At 59.0% G+C, this 16406-nt stretch carries 13 protein-coding genes and 1 tRNA gene; 9 read left to right on the top strand and 5 right to left on the bottom strand.

Going from position 1 to position 16406, the window contains the following annotated elements; genetic code table 11:
• Positions 1-77 precede the first annotated feature (77 nt).
• Positions 78-1601, bottom strand: a complete 1524-nt coding sequence (locus QMX93_RS24875) for an FAD-dependent oxidoreductase (RefSeq protein ID WP_282358302.1) — start codon at positions 1599-1601, stop codon at positions 78-80.
• Between the two features lie 139 nt (positions 1602-1740).
• On the opposite strand from QMX93_RS24875, the gene QMX93_RS24870 reads away from it, so the two are divergent.
• The 5 genes from QMX93_RS24870 (at position 1741) to QMX93_RS24850 (ending at position 5566) form a co-directional block, all read left to right on the top strand.
• Entirely contained in the window at positions 1741-2301 is a 561-nt protein-coding gene (locus tag QMX93_RS24870; protein ID WP_282358301.1) for a YbhB/YbcL family Raf kinase inhibitor-like protein, read from the top strand.
• 88 nt (positions 2302-2389) lie between these two features.
• Entirely contained in the window at positions 2390-4075 is a 1686-nt protein-coding gene (locus QMX93_RS24865; RefSeq protein ID WP_282358299.1) for a VWA domain-containing protein, read from the top strand.
• A gap of 21 nt (positions 4076-4096) precedes the next feature.
• Positions 4097-4687, top strand: coding sequence for an RNA polymerase sigma factor (locus QMX93_RS24860; protein ID WP_282358303.1), 591 nt, complete (start codon positions 4097-4099; stop codon positions 4685-4687).
• Positions 4684-5280: a hypothetical protein gene (locus QMX93_RS24855; protein WP_159811950.1), complete on the top strand. Its 597-nt coding sequence runs from the start codon at positions 4684-4686 to the stop codon at positions 5278-5280. The genes QMX93_RS24860 and QMX93_RS24855 overlap by 4 nt, the downstream gene beginning before the upstream one ends.
• Positions 5281-5299: 19 nt before the next feature.
• A complete protein-coding gene (locus QMX93_RS24850; protein ID WP_256671822.1) occupies positions 5300-5566 on the top strand; it encodes a hypothetical protein in 267 nt (88 codons plus the stop codon).
• A 54-nt stretch (positions 5567-5620) separates the two neighbouring features.
• Here the strand turns inward: QMX93_RS24850 and QMX93_RS24845 are convergent, their stop codons facing one another.
• Positions 5621-6661, bottom strand: a complete 1041-nt coding sequence (locus tag QMX93_RS24845; RefSeq protein WP_282358298.1) for a virulence RhuM family protein — start codon at positions 6659-6661, stop codon at positions 5621-5623.
• A 199-nt stretch (positions 6662-6860) separates the two neighbouring features.
• A tRNA-Arg gene (locus QMX93_RS24840) sits at positions 6861-6937 on the bottom strand.
• Between the two features lie 431 nt (positions 6938-7368).
• Between QMX93_RS24840 and gabD the strand changes: the two genes are divergently transcribed.
• The 3 genes from gabD (at position 7369) to QMX93_RS24825 (ending at position 11624) form a co-directional block, all read left to right on the top strand.
• Positions 7369-8811: an NADP-dependent succinate-semialdehyde dehydrogenase gene (gabD, locus tag QMX93_RS24835; RefSeq protein WP_282358297.1), complete on the top strand. Its 1443-nt coding sequence runs from the start codon at positions 7369-7371 to the stop codon at positions 8809-8811.
• 186 nt (positions 8812-8997) lie between these two features.
• A complete protein-coding gene (gene gabT / locus QMX93_RS24830) occupies positions 8998-10275 on the top strand; it encodes a 4-aminobutyrate--2-oxoglutarate transaminase (RefSeq protein WP_008080000.1) in 1278 nt (425 codons plus the stop codon).
• 137 nt (positions 10276-10412) lie between these two features.
• On the top strand, positions 10413-11624 hold the full coding sequence (locus QMX93_RS24825; RefSeq protein ID WP_282358296.1) for a response regulator: 1212 nt from the start codon (positions 10413-10415) through the stop codon (positions 11622-11624).
• Positions 11625-11788: 164 nt separating this feature from the next.
• On the opposite strand, the gene QMX93_RS24820 is transcribed toward QMX93_RS24825, so the two are convergent.
• Together QMX93_RS24820 and desA are read right to left on the bottom strand one after the other, a co-directional pair.
• A complete protein-coding gene (locus QMX93_RS24820) occupies positions 11789-12778 on the bottom strand; it encodes a sensor domain-containing diguanylate cyclase (protein WP_282358295.1) in 990 nt (329 codons plus the stop codon).
• A 243-nt stretch (positions 12779-13021) separates the two neighbouring features.
• A complete protein-coding gene (gene desA / locus QMX93_RS24815; protein WP_159811956.1) occupies positions 13022-14203 on the bottom strand; it encodes a delta-9 fatty acid desaturase DesA in 1182 nt (393 codons plus the stop codon).
• A 146-nt stretch (positions 14204-14349) separates the two neighbouring features.
• Here desA and dibA point away from each other — a divergent pair, with 146 nt between their 5' ends.
• Complete coding sequence (gene dibA, locus QMX93_RS24810) at positions 14350-16269, top strand: phosphodiesterase DibA (RefSeq protein WP_282358294.1); 1920 nt, start codon at positions 14350-14352, stop codon at positions 16267-16269.
• The last annotated feature ends 137 nt before the right edge of the window (positions 16270-16406 follow it).

Here is a 16406-nt window from a genome sequence, read left to right as displayed (position 1 = left end):
GACGTCAGCACAGCCGAGATCGTTATTGGCTGACCCGACGCTTTCGCGAGCAAGCTCGGCTCCCACAGGGGGGGGCGTCAGTCGCGGATGAGTGCCCAGGCTTCTTCCATCATCAGCGGTTGTTTCATGCGTTCGGCGAGCATTGCCATCGCTCGTTCCTTTTCGCAGGCCACCGCGGCGACCAGAATGCCGTTTCTGCCGAACAACCCAATAAACGGCGGATGCTCCGGCTCGCCAAGAAACTCGACTTCATCCCAATGCTCGGCGGGTCCGAGGTAGTCGTAATTCTTGCCAAAATGCCACGTCCAGAAAAACGGCACGTCCAGATAATGCTCCTCGCCGCCAAGCATATTGGCCGCCGCGATGCGCGCATGTTGCTGAGCCAGGCGCCAGTGTTCGATGCGTTGTGGCTGGCCGTGCAGCGGGAAGGTGGCGATGTCGCCAATTGCCCACAGTCCTTCGGTAACGCGCATGCCGTCATCAACGCGCAAAGATTGATCTTTTTCCCTCGGCAGTGACGCGAACGCCTCAGTCGCCGGGTGTACGCCGATCCCCGCCAGTACCAGATCGGCTGAAATGCGCAGGCCGTTGTCCAGCAGCACCGCCTCGACTTTGCCGTCGCCAATGATCTCAGTCGCCTCATGATCGGTGATGAATTTCACGCCTTTTTCTTCATGCAGCGCGCGGATCGCTTTGCCCACCGCCTCGCCGAATTGCGCCGCGAAAGGTATCTCGTGGCGCGCCAGCACCGTGACGTCGAGACCGTGCTGGCGCAGGGCTGACGCGCATTCGAGGGCGATAAAGCTGTCGCCGATGATCACCGCGCGTTGATCGGGGCTGACCGCTTTCATGATCTGTTCGGCCTGGGCTTTTGAGCGCAGCACGAAGACTTGCGGCAGGTAGGCGCCGGGCAATTCCAGTGGATTGGGTTCGCCGCCAGTGGCCAATACTGCGGCGTCGTAACTCAACGTTTGGTCGTCATTGAGGTGCAGGGTTTTAGTCCCGGCATTGATGTCAGTGATTTCGCTTTGCAGACGTTCGATGCGCTGCTCTTTATAGAAAATTTCATCACGCAGCGGCGGCGTCTCTGCCGGCGGCATGTCCCCGGCGAGGACAAATTTGCTCAGCACGGTGCGGTCGTAACCGGCGTCGGGTTCGCGGTCGATCATCACGATGCGGCCACCAAAACCCTTTTCGCGCAACGCCGCCGCACACGCGGTGCCTGCTGCGCCCGCGCCAACAATCACAAAGGTACGCGCATCGTCAGCCGGCGGCGTGTGCGGATCCGCCAGCGCTTGGTCATCGACCCAAACCTCATCGCCACGCAATTCCAATGGATAACGCTTGAGGCTGTCGAGCGCTGGTGGCTCGCACAACGCGCCGTCCTCCGCGCGAAAAGCAGCCTTGTGCCACGGGCAAATCAGCCGTCCGTGACACAACGCGCCGTCAGCCAGCGGCGCGCCGGCGTGTGGGCATTCGACCTGAAACGCGCGGAGCTGGCCTCCCGCACGCAGCAAAACGATCTTGCAGTCGCCGATTTCAACTTGCAGGCCACGGTCTTCAGGGACATCGGCGAAGCGGGCGACACGGTGCAGGGACATGATCGGCTTCCTCACAGGCATTTCTCTTACGAGTTTGCGCCGTGGTGCGAGGTTCAGCGATTTCCTGGTGCCACGGCACGAACGGTACAGCTATAGTCTGCAAGCCGACGACGGCCCAACTGCACAAGGTGCTCCCGGAATGACCCGATTGACCTCTCTCAACCCTTGGCTGGCGGCCATTGCCGTCGCCCTTTGCGTGCAGTTTCCGGCGCAGGCCCAGGAGCGTTTCACCCTGAGCATCCCGGGTGTTTCCGACAACCGTCTGTTCACCTCGGCAGCGGCCAGCGATGCGGCCGGTTGCGGCGGCAAGAATCAGTCGCCGGCGCTGAGCTGGAACGCCGGCCCGACGGGTACCCAGAGCTATGCGATCGTCATGCACGATCCGGACGGCCAGAAAGGTCTGGGCGTCGATCACTGGATTCACTACGGCATCAAATCCACCACGCACCAGATTGCGGCGGGTGTCGGTGCGAAATCCGCGTTCGAAGGCGTCGGCGGCACCAACAGCAAGGGCAACACCCATTACATGGGCCCGTGCCCGCCCGTGGGCGACAGCGCGCACCACTACATCATTCAGATCTACGCCCTTGATCTGGCCCCGGACGCCTTGCCGGCTGGTCTGACCCGCGCCGAACTGATGGAAAAAATCAAAGGTCACGTGCTGCGCAACAGCAGTGCGGTACGGCGTTATCACCGCTGAAAATATTTTCAGCGGCGTTTAACCCGAACTGAAGGGGCGGCCCGTCTCAGTGGATGAATGATCAATTTCATCCCCGAGGTCAGCCCCCATGTCCCGTCCTGTGTATTTTTTGCGGCCCGTTGCTGTCGGTGTGTTGCTGGCGGTGGCCGGTTGCGGCGTTTCCTCCAACCCGGAATCCGCTGCCGTGCCGGCGCCCGCTCAGCCTGCGCAATTGATCCAGCAGGAAGCGCTGATGGCCGACAGCACAATGGCTAAACGCGCGTTGTACAAAATGCCCAACGCGGGCAGCGCGCCGATGCCGCAGAGCGAAAGTTATCCACAAGGCTATCGCGACGAGCAGCGCGAGCAATATCAAGCGCTGGCCGATAACCCGATTCACAGCGTCGCCGAAACCCCGGTTTCAACCTTCAGCGCCGACGTCGATACCGGTGCTTATGCCAACGTCCGCCGTTTGCTTAATCAAGGACGCCTGCCGCCGGAAGGTGCGGTGCGGCTCGAGGAAATGGTCAATTACTTCCCTTATGACTACGCGCTGCCGAGCGATGGCTCGCCGTTTGGCGTGACCACCGAGCTGGCCGCTTCACCGTGGAACCCGCACACGCGCTTGCTGCGCATCGGCATCAAAGCCTCCGATCGCGCGGTGGCGGAATTGCCTCCGGCCAATCTGGTGTTTCTGGTCGATGTGTCCGGCTCGATGGGTCGTCGTGAAGGTTTGCCGATGGTGAAAAGCACGCTGAAATTGCTGGTCGATCAATTGCGCGATCAGGATCGCGTGTCGCTGGTGGTGTATGCCGGAGAATCCAGAGTGGTGCTTGAACCGACATCCGGACGGGAAAAGGCGAAAATTCGTACAGCTATTGAGCAATTGACCGCTGGCGGCTCGACCGCAGGCGCTTCAGGCATCGAACTGGCTTATTCATTGGCGCAGCAGGCGTTCATCGGCAAAGGCATCAATCGCATCCTCTTGGCCACTGACGGAGATTTCAACGTCGGGGTCAGCGACTTCGACAGCCTCAAGCAAATGGCTGTGGATAAACGCAAAACCGGAATCTCGCTGACCACCCTGGGTTTTGGGGTGGATAACTACAATGAACACTTGATGGAGCAGTTGGCCGATGCGGGCGATGGCAACTATGCCTACATCGACAACCTGCGCGAGGCGCGCAAAGTGCTGGTCGATCAACTCGGTTCGACACTCGCCGTGGTCGCAAAAAACGTTAAGTTGCAGGTGGAGTTCAACCCGGCGCAGGTCAGCGAATATCGCCTGCTCGGCTACGAAAACCGCGCTTTGAAGCGTGAGGATTTCAGCAATGACAAGGTCGATGCCGGCGAAATCGGTGCAGGACATACGGTGACCGCGCTGTACGAAATTGTTCCGGCAGGCGAGAAGGGTTGGTTGGAGCCGTTGCGATACGGCAAATCGACGCCAGCGGTTTCTGAGGCGAACGGGGAATTGGCGATGCTGCGTGTGCGATATCAACAGCCCGAAGGTGGGAAAAGTCTGCTGATCGAGCGGCCGATTGCCAATCAGGTGAAAAGCCCCAGTGAAGATCTGCGTTTTGCCGCTGCGGTCGCCGCGTTTTCCCAGCAACTCAAGGACGGCCGCTACACCGGCGATTTCAGCCTGAAAGACACCGAAACACTGGCCCGTGGCGGTCGCGGCGACGACCGTTTCGGCTTGCGCAACGAGTTCGTGCAACTGGTGCAGCTGACGCAGAGCCTGCGCACTTCTACCGCATCGAATGCGCAGGCCATTGAACGACGGATTGAATAAGTGAATCGTCTGAAGGGTTTTATCAGCCAGCTATTTGCTTCGGCAGACAGCCCGACCGCCAGCAGCGATGAATCGCTGCTGGCGCGTTATCGCGAGGGCGACGGCGCGGCGTTCGAGATCTTGTACGCTCGCCATCGTCAGGGTTTGTACCGGTTTCTGCTTGGGTTGAGCGGTAAACCGGAATTGGCCGATGAGGTGTTTCAGGAAACCTGGCTCAGCCTGATCCGCAGCGCCAGTCAGCCACAAGGTCGCGCGACATTTCGTACGTGGCTGTTCCAGATTGCACGCAACCGCCTGATCGATCACTGGCGCAAACATGGCGCGCAACAACCGCTGCACGACAGCTATGACGAACAAACTCACGCGGTCAGCGATGAAGCGACCGATCCCGAGCAACTGCTGAGCCTCAGCCGCGACAGTCAGCGCCTCGAAAGCGCCCTGCAAACCTTGCCCGCCGACCAGCGCGAAGTGTTCTTGCTGCGCGCCCACGGCGACCTCGACCTGGCGCAAATCGCCAGCCTCACCGAAACACCGCTGGAAACCGTCAAAAGCCGCTTGCGCTACGCCCAGCAAAAACTGCGTCGGCTGCTGGCCGAGGAGGTACTCACATGACTGACGCCCGCCAGACACCCGAAGATCCTCTGATCAAACACGTGCGCGAACAGCACAACGCTGAGCCGCCAGCGCATCTCGACGCATTCATCCTCAATACCGCGCGCCGCGAAACGCCTGCGGTGCAACCGAGCCTGTGGCAACGCTGGTTGCGGGCCTGCCGCAAACCGCGCTGGCAAGTCGCATTCGCCAGCCTCGTCGGCGTCGCGTTGATGTTGTCGCTGGTGCAGCGCACGCCCGAACCGCTGCGCCATTACGACTACGCCCCGGCGCCGAAACTCGCTGTGCCGATGGCCGAAGCGGACTCCGCGCAACTGCACCGATTGTCCGCCCCGGCAGCGCCCCGAGCCGCGCCCGCGCCGATGATGGAAATGGCCGCGCCTATGCAAAGCCAGGCGATCAGCGCCGATGAAGCCAAGGTCAGCAAGCGCGCCGCCGCCCCACCCAACGGCCTCGACGAACAACTGCGCGAAGTCCTGCGCCTGCGCGAATCCGGCCAATCGCAAGCCGCCGACAGCCTGTTCAACAACCTGCACAAACGCTACCCGAACGTCGATCTCGACGCCCGGCTCGAACAGTTGCAAGAAAAATGACCCTGTAAACCTCAGCCATTTGGCAATGCCCCGCAAAAACGCGCACTATCGGGGCATTGCCAATACGCCGGAGGACAACGTGGCATCGAAAATTGACCGCATTGCCCAACTGCTCAACTGCCCGCAAAAGGGCGAAGAGATGCGGCGCGCTATTACCGAGGCACGTAAGGAATTTCTGCTGAACCAGCCGGAAGAAAACGTCGTTGATGAGGACGAGGTTTTTGAGGAGGTTGAGGGGGAAGAGGATGACGAAGAATATGATGAGTTTGATTGGACGACGGAATGAATTGAGCTTCACGCGCTTGTTCAGTTTTTGGTCGCCTGATCCAAGGCTGTTGGCTCAGTGCCGACTCTTTTGTGAAATGTGGCGTAGTGCTTCAATGGCTGACCGTTCGCCTTCTGTCTCTTTCAGAGCCCTGCGTCGTTCGGCATAAATTTCATATTCAGCTCGGGCTTTTTCTTCCGCTGCTTGATTACTTGTGTGCCCCGATCCTTGCAAAATCTGGCGGCTGTTGAATTCCAAAAACTGGTTCAACTTCTCCTGCCAATCCCGCAGAAAAACCTGTTTGCGCATCATTGCTTGGTCTTCGGCGAAATCCAGCCACATCGTAACGATGCGATTGAGAGCATTGATTTCTTCTTGGATGAGGTAGTTTTTAGCGATTGTGACATCGCTTTTGCGCACTTCATCTCCCTTGAAGTTGGTTAGACCCATATAGGGTTTTGAGGCGTCAACGCGCTGGAAGATTAACTCGGCGGCAGTCAGGCCGGTGCTGGCGAAATGAAGCTTGTTTTGGATGATCTGAAAGAACGCAGTCGTATCTTTGTTGGACGGCACATAATCGGCCGCCATCGCGAAGATATCCTTCACCCTTAAATAAACCCGTCTTTCGCTGGCTCGAATATCTCGGATGCGCTCAAGCAGCTCGTCAAAATAGTCAGGTACCTGTGAGTGCCCCACTGGAGGGTTTCTCAATCGCTCATCGTCCATGGCGAAGCCCTTGACCAGATATTCTTGAATTACCTGGGTGGCCCATCGACGGAATTGGGTTCCTCGCTTGGAACGGACGCGGTATCCCACCGCGATAATCAAGGGCAGGCTGAAATACTTGACGTTGTAAGGTTTGTTGTCGGCGGCAGTTGTTCGGTAAAACCGAACAACTGAATCCTCTGACAACTCGCCCTCGGCAAAAATATGGCTGATATGTTCGCTGATGGTTGCTTTGGCCTTACCGTACAGTTCACAAATCATCGACTGAGATAGCCAAAGCGTTTCGGACTCGAATCGACATTCCAGGCGTACCTGGCCTTCGGAGCTTTCAAAAAGCAAAAGCTCCCCTTGAGGGGCTGCAGGATAGGCTGTGTCGTTCTGATCAATCATTGGGCTGTCCGCGACCAGTTCTGGCGAGTCTTTACATTGATCGCAAAGGCTCAGGTTTGGCTACGTAGTGTGGCGAAAACCGCTGGCCTAATGAACCCGATTGTCGTGTGATTTTGTTTCCAACCGATCTTTTCATAAAACCATCGCCCACAAAAAAGCCCCGGACTTCATCAGTCCGGGGCTTTCTCGTTTAGATCAATGGTGCACCAGGCGGGATTCGAACCCACGACCCCTGCCTTCGGAGGGCAGTACTCTATCCAGCTGAGCTACTGGTGCAGCGGGCGACATCATACCTAGGTCGGCTCGGGGCGTCCATGCTGGGGTTTGTCAGTGCGCGTGTCCGCTTAAATCACTGTATTCCTTAAAGCTGTAACGTCCTGCAAAACCCTCGCTTGGCGCTTTCCCGGGGTTGATCTATGGTTTTGCTGCGGCACCGGGTTTGGCTCGTTGATCTGAAAAATCCGGCAAAAGCGGCGTTTTTGTTCTTTTTTTCGAACGACCTATTGTCCTTTAACCCCTTTGATCCTACGATCCGTTTGAGATTTCAAACGCTCGTTGAGCGGGTGTTGAAGCGCCGGTGGTTCGAATCGTCCACGGTTGATGCGCCACACCCGGTCACTGATTTCCCTGACGGCAGCCTTGCGAGGCGCCTTTCTACAATCATAATTTGCTCCGCGCAGGCCGCGGTGCTGTTAAGGAAAGCCGACATGCAGCTTAAAGACACCCAGTTGTTCCGCCAGCAAGCCTTCATTGATGGCGCTTGGGTCGATGCGGACAACGGTCAGACGATCAAGGTTAACAACCCGGCCACCGGCGAAATCCTCGGTACCGTGCCAAAAATGGGCGCCGCCGAAACCCGCCGTGCCATCGAAGCCGCTGACAAAGCGCTGCCGGCCTGGCGTGCACTGACCGCCAAAGAGCGTGCGGGCAAGCTGCGTCGCTGGTTCGAATTGATGATCGAGCACCAGGACGACCTCGCGCGCCTGATGACCCTCGAGCAGGGCAAGCCGCTGGCCGAAGCCAAGGGCGAAATCGTTTACGCCGCTTCGTTCATCGAGTGGTTCGCCGAAGAAGCCAAGCGCATCTACGGTGACGTGATTCCGGGTCATCAGCCAGACAAGCGTCTGATCGTGATCAAGCAGCCAATCGGCGTGACCGCCGCGATCACCCCGTGGAACTTCCCGGCCGCGATGATCACCCGTAAAGCCGGCCCGGCACTGGCTGCCGGTTGCACCATGGTGCTCAAGCCTGCTTCGCAAACACCGTTTTCCGCTTTCGCCCTGGCCGAACTGGCTCAGCGCGCCGGCATTCCTGCGGGCGTGTTCAGCGTGGTGTCCGGCAGCGCCGGCGACATCGGCAGCGAGCTGACCAGCAACCCGATCGTGCGCAAATTGTCCTTCACCGGTTCGACCGAAATTGGTCGTCAGCTGATGGCTGAATGCGCCAAGGACATCAAGAAAGTCTCGCTGGAACTGGGCGGTAACGCGCCGTTCATCGTGTTCGACGACGCGGATCTGGATAAGGCCGTCGAAGGCGCGATCATTTCCAAATACCGCAACAACGGCCAGACCTGCGTCTGCGCCAACCGTCTGTACATCCAGGATTCGGTCTACGACGCGTTCGCCGAGAAGCTGAAAGTGGCTGTGGCCAAACTGAAGATCGGCAACGGTCTGGAAGACGGCACCACCACTGGCCCGCTGATCGACGAAAAAGCCGTGGCCAAGGTCAAAGAACACATTGCTGACGCCGTGGCCAAAGGCGCGACCGTGCTGGCCGGTGGCAAGGCGATGGAAGGCAACTTCTTCGAACCGACCATCCTCACCAACGTGCCGAAAAATGCTGCTGTGGCCAAGGAAGAAACCTTCGGCCCGCTGGCGCCGCTGTTCCGCTTCAAAGACGAAGCCGAAGTGATCGCGATGTCCAACGACACCGAGTTCGGTCTGGCTTCGTACTTCTATGCTCGCGACCTCGGTCGTGTGTTCCGTGTCGCGGAAGCGCTGGAATACGGCATGGTTGGCGTCAACACCGGGCTGATCTCCAACGAAGTCGCGCCGTTCGGCGGCATCAAGGCTTCGGGTCTGGGCCGTGAAGGCTCCAAGTACGGCATCGAAGATTACCTGGAAATCAAATACCTCTGCCTGGGCATCTAAGCCCGGTCAAAGATCGCTGCAAACGCAAAGGGCACGAGAGCGCTGTCCCTTTGCGTCGTTTCAAAACCGGAATTTTCTCTGCGGCCGGGAACGCCGTGGCAGTCGATCATCGCATGCTGCCACCGTCGCTTCCTCCCGCTTAATCCTTGAACCACGCCGCCCGATGAGCGGCGAATGAGGACTGTAATGAGCAAGACTAACGCTGAACTGATGGCCCGCCGTACCGCAGCTGTTCCACGTGGTGTTGGCCAGATTCACCCGATCTTCGCTGAGTCGGCAAAAAACGCTACCGTGACTGACGTTGAAGGTCGTGAGTTCATCGACTTCGCCGGCGGTATCGCTGTACTGAACACCGGCCACGTGCACCCGAAAATCATCGCCGCCGTGACCGAACAGCTGAACAAGCTGACCCACACTTGCTTCCAGGTGCTGGCTTACGAGCCGTACGTAGAAGTGTGCGAAAAAATCAACGCGAAGATCCCGGGTGATTTCGCCAAGAAAACCCTGCTGGTTACCACCGGTTCCGAAGCCGTCGAAAACGCCGTGAAAATCGCCCGTGCCGCCACTGGCCGTGCCGGCGTGATCGCCTTCACCGGCGCTTACCACGGTCGCACCATGATGACCCTGGGCCTGACCGGTAAAGTCGTGCCTTACTCGGCCGGCATGGGCCTGATGCCAGGCGGCATCTTCCGCGCGCTGTACCCGAACGAACTGCACGGCGTGAGCATCGACGATTCGATCGCTTCGATCGAACGCATCTTCAAGAACGACGCCGAGCCGAAAGACATCGCTGCGATCATCATCGAGCCTGTACAGGGTGAAGGTGGTTTCTACGTCGCGCCGAAGGAATTCATGAAGCGCCTGCGCGCTCTGTGCGACCAGCACGGCATCCTGCTGATCGCTGACGAAGTACAAACCGGCGCTGGCCGTACCGGCACTTTCTTCGCCATGGAACAGATGGGCGTTGCTGCCGACCTGACCACCTTCGCCAAATCCATCGCTGGCGGCTTCCCGCTGGCCGGTGTCTGCGGCAAGGCCGAATACATGGACGCCATTGCTCCAGGCGGCCTCGGTGGCACCTACGCCGGTAGCCCGATCGCTTGCGCCGCTGCGCTGGCAGTGATGGAAGTGTTCGAAGAAGAGAACCTGCTGGATCGCTGCAAAGCAGTCGGCGAGCGTCTGGTGACTGGCCTGAAGGCTATCCAGGCCAAGTACCCGGTGATCGGCGAAGTCCGTGCGCTGGGCGCAATGATCGCGGTCGAGCTGTTCGAAAACGGCGACAGCCACAAGCCGAACGCTGCAGCAGTTGCATCGGTTGTGGCCAAGGCACGCGACAAGGGTCTGATCCTGCTGTCTTGCGGCACCTACGGCAACGTTCTGCGCGTCCTCGTACCGCTGACCTCGCCGGACGAGCAACTGGACAAAGGTCTGGCGATCATCGAAGAGTGCTTCTCCGAGCTCTGATCACCCAGTGTGACCTGATCGACAAAAAACCCGCTTCGGCGGGTTTTTTTACGCCCCTTGAAACACATCGGGGGCTTTAGCACTGTATCGAAAGGCCAGCATTGGCTAAGGTTCAGGCATTGCAAGGGAGAGCGCGCATGACCGCCGTTGATTTACCCGCCGTACCCCGAGTGCTGATTGCCGAGGCCGACCCGTGGTCGCGCGACCTGCTCAAACAAGTGCTGCTGAACGTGCGTTGCGATGCGCGGCTGGATCTGTGCGCCGATGGCCAGCAAGCGATGTCGTTGCTCAGCGAAGTGCCGTATGACCTTGCCATCGTTGACTGGGAGCTGCCCGGCATCGATGGTTTAAACGTGCTGCGCAGCGTGCGGCAGCGCAAACGCAATCCGCCGCTGCCGTTCATTCTGATGAGCAGCCGCAACGACAGCGCCAGCGTGCGCGAAGCGATTCCGCTGGCGCCGACGGCGTATCTGACCAAGCCGCTGAACATGGAAAGCCTGACTCAGCGTTTGCAGGGGTTGCTGCTCAATGCCGGGGAAGAGGTGTTCTGCGAGGTTCCGGGGCTGGCGCCGGGTATGACGCTGTCGGTGTTTCTCGAGCGACGCCGTGAGCAGGCCGACGGCGCGCCGCTGATGACCGATGTGCAGGTGGCGGTGAAGCGCAGCCTCAACCCTGGCGGGCTGGATCTGAAGGTGCTCGAAGATGAGATTAAAACCGATCCGCAGATCACTGCGGTGTTGATCGCTGCCGCCAACAGCGCCGCGCAACACCATGGCGCGCCCGTGCAGACACTGGCGCAGGCACTGCACCGGCTCGGTACCGGGCAGAGCATGAATTTGATTCTGGGGCTGGCGCTCAAGCGTAGCGCCAGGCTCAGCGATCCGTGTCTGGCGGATTATGCCGAGCGTTATTGGGGGCTTTCGCTGCACACCGCTGAATACGCGCGTACGTTGGCGCGTTTGCTCGATCTGGATCAGGAGCGCTGCTACTGCGCGGGGATGCTGCATCGGTTGGGTGATCTGGCGTTGCTGCGTTGTTTGCAGGAATGGCAGCAGGCCGGCGGAGCTTTGGACGAGCTGGAAGAAGTCGGCGAGGCGCTCGCGGAGTTTGGTGCGGCGTATGGATCGGCGTTGCGCACGCGCTGGCGATTGCCGCTGGAGCTGCGTGAGTTGATTGCGGCGGTGTATCAACTCGGTGGCGGGGTGTATTCCCGTGAAGCGCTGGTGATGAACATGGCGGCGCAAATGGCGCACCTGACTGAGCATGAAGGAATCGAAGAGCTGGCGAAGAGCCGCACGGCACGGCTGCTCAAGATCGGCTTGCCGGAGCTGATGCGGATGCGTAAGTAACCCGCCCACACCATACTTGTAAGAGTCGGGCGTTTGTGGCGAGGGGATTTATCCCCGTTGGGCTGCGGAGCGGCCCCTCTTTTGATTCAAAAAAGCAGGGGACTGCTGCGCAGTCCAGCGGGGATAAATCCCCTCGCCACAGGTTTGCATTTCAAATCGAATATTCAGGCAGAGATGATGCGGTTCTTGCCTTGGCGTTTGGCTTCGTACATCGCTGCATCCGCACGGGCGAACAGGCTGTCGAGGCTTTCATCTTCGTCGGTGAGGCTGGTCAGGCCCTGGCTCACGGTGATGCTGAAGGTCTGGCCATCGTGGTTGAAACTCAGACGTTGAATCTCCTGTTGCAAGCGTTCCGCGACCTGCATCGCCATATCCGGCGCGCACCCCGGAAACACCGCCGCAAATTCCTCCCCGCCAATCCGCCCGAACAGATCGCCGCGTCGTAGTGAGCCGCGCCCGCACTCGGCGACTCGCTGCAACACGTTGTCGCCCTCGGGATGCCCGTAACTGTCGTTGATCACTTTGAAGTCATCAATATCCAGCAGCAAAAACCCCATCGGCGAACCTTGCAGCCGCGCCTCTTCAAACTCACGGTGGGCGCATTCGAAGAAGTGTCGGCGGTTGCTGCTTTGTGTGAGTACGTCGGTGGTCGCCAGACGATGCAGCTCGGTTTCCATCTGCTTCTTTTCGGTGATGTCTTCGGCAATGCCGACGATGATCACCGGTTGCCCGCTATCGTCCTGACGATTGATGAAGCATTTGTCGCTGAGCCAGCGGATCTGGCCATCGGCGGCGATGATGCGGTATTCGCGATCTTCCACCGCGCCCTTGTGCAGGACTTCGGCAAGGCTGCGTTCAGCGTATTCGAGGTCGTCGGGGTAAATGCTGTCGCGCCACTGGTTGTAGTCGGCGAGGAGAAGGCCGGCGGAGCGGCCGAAAATCCGTTCATACGCGGGGCTGACGTACAGCACCTGGCGGGTTTCCCAGTTAAACGCCCAAAGCACCGCGTTGACACTGACCAGCAGCGAGCTGAACAGCTGTTCGCGTTCGCTCAAACGGGCGACTTCGCCCTGGGCGTGCATCAACGCCATGAGGGTTTGCGCGGCTTCGGGCCACTGCGGGAAAGATGAGTCTTTTTGGTTGTTATTGACCATCGGCACAAGTCTCAAAGGGCGTGCCGCAATCGACAACGGCCACAGAACAGCCCGCCGGGATGGCGAAGTGTCTTTGAGATAGGGGATTTTGGGCGAAGTTCCCGGTTTTTACCGGATCCTGCCAAGTGGCCATTGCGGCACACCTGTAGGAGCTGTCGAGTGAAACGAGGCTGCGATCTTTTGATTTCAACAAACAGAATCAAAAGATCGCAGCCTGCGGCAGCTCCTACTTGGGGCCGGTGTTTAGGCAGTAGGGCGCAGAGAGTAGGTTTTCAGCTGGCCGGCGAAATCGCGCAGAGACTGGATGCCGCTGGCTTCCGCTTCGTGAACCCACTCTTTGATGGCGGCGAGCATGTCGTGGCCATTGGAACTGGTCTTGACCCAGATCTGCTGCAGGGCGAGGCGTTTTTCGTAAATCACCTTCAGTGCCTGGCTGTGCTCGAGCATGTTCTGGATGCGCAAGTGATGACGGTCTTCCAGCAGGCTGGTTTCCCGCGACAGCAGGCGTTTGGCCCGGTGAAACTGGTGACGCACCGAGTGATCGACCTTGGCCAGTTCTTGCTGAACCAGTGGGCCAATCACCAATTTGCGGTACTGGGCCATGATCTGGAAGCGGTTGTTGAGGATCGCCATCGCGGTGTCCATGTCCAGATTGCCCTTGCCTTCGACACGGTGGGCGATCGGTGCAACGCGCTGAACCTTGGCCAGACGGAAGAAGCTGAAGACTTTGATCCACGCCCAACCGAGGTCGAACTCCCACTTCTTCACCGACAGCTTGGCCGAGTTCGGGTAGGTGTGATGGTTGTTATGCAGTTCTTCGCCGCCGATCAGGATGCCCCACGGCACCAGATTGGTCGCCGCGTCGCGGCATTCGAAGTTGCGATAGCCGACCGCGTGACCGAGACCGTTGATGACGCCAGCGGCCCACACCGGGATCCACATCATCTGGATCGCCCAGATGGTGATGCCGATGGTGCCGAACAGCATCAGGTCGATAACCCCCATGATCGCCACGCCCAGCAGCGGATAACGGCTGTAGACGTTGCGTTCGATCCAGTCTTCCGGGCAGTTCTTGCCGTAGATGCGCAGGGTTTCCGGGTTCTGCGCTTCGGCGCGGTACAGCTCGGCACCGGTACGCAGCACGGTGGAAAGACCTTTGATAACCGGGCTGTGCGGGTCGTCTTCGGTTTCGCACTTGGCGTGGTGTTTACGGTGGATGGCTGTCCACTCGCGGGTGTTCTGCGCCGTGGTCAGCCACAGCCAGAAACGGAAGAAATGTTTCAGGCCAGCATTCAGCTCCAGCGAGCGATGGGCCGAATAACGGTGCAGATAGACGGTGACGGCTACAATCGTCACGTGGGTCATCAGCAGGGTGACCGCGACCAGAGACCAGGCCGACAAGCCAAGAAAACCTTCGTACCACATAGGCTATAGGGCCCTCGATAAAGATAAAAACAGCCGTTGCATTATCACTAAGCACACAGATAAAACCAGTCGCCCTTTCAGATAAGAGTCGCTGGATGTTACTTGGCCTATAATTCCAACCTTTTTGTAGGGACATGGACAGCCGAATGTCTGCCACTTATCGCGATGCCTTGCGTGCAGCGCTGCTCTATCTCGTGCTTGCCGCTGTCTGGTTGCAAGGTTCTGATTATTTATTAAACAATTTCTTCGATAACTCCGTCGATCTTGCTCGTTGGCAACTGATCAACGGTTATCTGTTTGCGGCGGTCAGCGCCGGGCTGATTTTTCTGGCGCGCGCACGTTTGTGTGAGTTTCTCGGCATCGGAGCGCGGTTGCGCGAACGGCACGCTGATCGCGAGCGTCTGCGGCAGGCGGCGGCCGTGTTCGATTGCACCCGCGAAGGCGTGCTGGTCACTGATCGTCAGGGGCTGATCGTCCACGTTAACCGCGCCTTTATCGAAATCACCGGTTATCAGCGTGAAGAAGTTATCGGTCAGCGCCCGAGCCTGTTCAAGTCCGGCCACCATCCGCCGGGCTTCTATCAGGCGATGTTCGCCACGTTGGCGTCGCAGGAAGAGTGGAGCGGCGAAATCTGGAACCGCCGTAAAAGCGGCGAGATTTATCCACAATGGCAAACCATTCGCGTCATTCACGATGATCGCGGTGAGGTCAGCCATTACGTGGCGGTGTTTTCCGACATCACCGCGATCAAGGATTCCGAGCACGAACTCAAACACCTCGCCCACCACGACCCATTGACCGATCTGCCCAATCGCCTGCTGTTCAGCGATCGCGCCGAGCAAGCGCTGACGTCTGCGCAGACCCACAAACGTGGCTGTGCGCTGCTGCTGATCGATCTGGATTTCTTCAAAATGATCAACGACAGCCTCGGGCATAACGTCGGTGATCGGTTACTCAAAGCGGTGGCGGCGCGGTTGCAGGAACTGTTCGGCCCCGGCATCACCCTGGCGCGGCTCGGCGGTGACGAGTTCGCGGTGCTCGCGGAAAGTTGTCCACAGCCTGCGCAAGCGGCGGCGCTGGCCCAGCGCGTTCTCGATGGCTTCAAAGAACCGTTCTGCATCGACGGCCACGAACTGTTCATCAATGCCAGCATCGGCATCAGCCTGTTCCCCAGCGATGCCTTGAGCGCGGAACAACTGTTGCGCAACGCCGATGCCGCGCTGTTCAAAGCCAAGAACAGCGGGCGCAACGGTTACGCCTTGTACACCGAAGAGCTCACCGCTCACGCTCAGCAACGGGTCGAACTCGCTTTCGAACTGCGCCGCGCTCTAGAGCTGCGAGAGCTGCGCGTCTACTACCAACCGGTGCATGACCTGAAAACCAGTCGCCTGATCGGCGTAGAAGCGCTGGTGCGCTGGCAGCATCCGCAGCGTGGACTGGTGTCGCCTGCGGAATTCATTCCGATTGCCGAGCGCACCGGGTTGATCGCCGAAATCGATGCCTGGGTGATGCAGCAGGCTTGCCAGCAAATGTGCGAGTGGCAGCGGGCCGGGGTGGTGCTGTCGTTCGTCGCGGTAAATGTTTCGTCGCGATTGTTTGCGCGGCGTGAGCTGTATCAACAAGTGGCACAGGTGCTGCGCGAGACTGGGCTGGATCCGGCGTATCTGGAGCTGGAAGTTACAGAGAGCGCTGTGATGGACGATCCGGAAGTGGCGCTGGAGCAGATGCACCGCTTGCGTGAGTTGGGGATTCGTCTGGCGATTGATGATTTCGGTACCGGTTATTCGTCGCTGTTGCGGCTCAAGCGCTTGCCGGTGCAGAAGCTGAAGATTGATCAGGGGTTTGTCGCGGGGCTGCCGTGGGATGAGGATGATGCGGCGATTGTTCGGGTGATCATCGCGCTGGCTCGCAGCATGGGCATGCAGGTGCATGCTGAAGGGATCGAGCAGGCGGAGCAGGCGGTGTTTTTGCTGGAGCAGGAATGTGAGTTGGGGCAGGGGTATTGGTTTGGGCGGCCGGTTCCAGCGGTTGAGATTGATTGGATGAAAGCCCCCGTTATTGGCTGATAGCTGACAAAAAGCCTGAGGTGCACACAAAAACTGAGGTGTGTACAAAACCTGTGGCGAGGGGATTTATCCCCGTTGGACTGCGCAGCAGTCCCCAAATTTTCAGGGTCGCTTCGCAACCCAACGGGGATAAATCC

This window comes from Pseudomonas sp. PS01303 (assembly GCF_029959385.1).
Classification (GTDB): domain Bacteria; phylum Pseudomonadota; class Gammaproteobacteria; order Pseudomonadales; family Pseudomonadaceae; genus Aquipseudomonas; species Aquipseudomonas rustica.
The sequence above is the reverse complement of the archived record's forward strand: the minus strand, read 5'-3'. Positions and strand labels throughout refer to the sequence as shown.

What these genes read in the sequence shown, in the direction of transcription:
- QMX93_RS24875 (WP_282358302.1), bottom strand. Translation starts at nt 1,601, where the DNA reads ATGTCCCTGCACCGTGTCGCCCGCTTCGCCGATGTCCCTGAAGACCGT.
- QMX93_RS24870 (WP_282358301.1), top strand. Translation starts at nt 1,741, where the DNA reads ATGACCCGATTGACCTCTCTCAACCCTTGGCTGGCGGCCATTGCCGTC.
- QMX93_RS24865 (WP_282358299.1), top strand. Translation starts at nt 2,390, where the DNA reads ATGTCCCGTCCTGTGTATTTTTTGCGGCCCGTTGCTGTCGGTGTGTTG.
- QMX93_RS24855 (WP_159811950.1), top strand. Translation starts at nt 4,684, where the DNA reads ATGACTGACGCCCGCCAGACACCCGAAGATCCTCTGATCAAACACGTG.
- QMX93_RS24845 (WP_282358298.1), bottom strand. Translation starts at nt 6,661, where the DNA reads ATGATTGATCAGAACGACACAGCCTATCCTGCAGCCCCTCAAGGGGAG.
- gabD (WP_282358297.1), top strand. Translation starts at nt 7,369, where the DNA reads ATGCAGCTTAAAGACACCCAGTTGTTCCGCCAGCAAGCCTTCATTGAT.
- gabT (WP_008080000.1), top strand. Translation starts at nt 8,998, where the DNA reads ATGAGCAAGACTAACGCTGAACTGATGGCCCGCCGTACCGCAGCTGTT.
- QMX93_RS24825 (WP_282358296.1), top strand. Translation starts at nt 10,413, where the DNA reads ATGACCGCCGTTGATTTACCCGCCGTACCCCGAGTGCTGATTGCCGAG.
- QMX93_RS24820 (WP_282358295.1), bottom strand. Translation starts at nt 12,778, where the DNA reads ATGGTCAATAACAACCAAAAAGACTCATCTTTCCCGCAGTGGCCCGAA.
- desA (WP_159811956.1), bottom strand. Translation starts at nt 14,203, where the DNA reads ATGTGGTACGAAGGTTTTCTTGGCTTGTCGGCCTGGTCTCTGGTCGCG.
- dibA (WP_282358294.1), top strand. Translation starts at nt 14,350, where the DNA reads ATGTCTGCCACTTATCGCGATGCCTTGCGTGCAGCGCTGCTCTATCTC.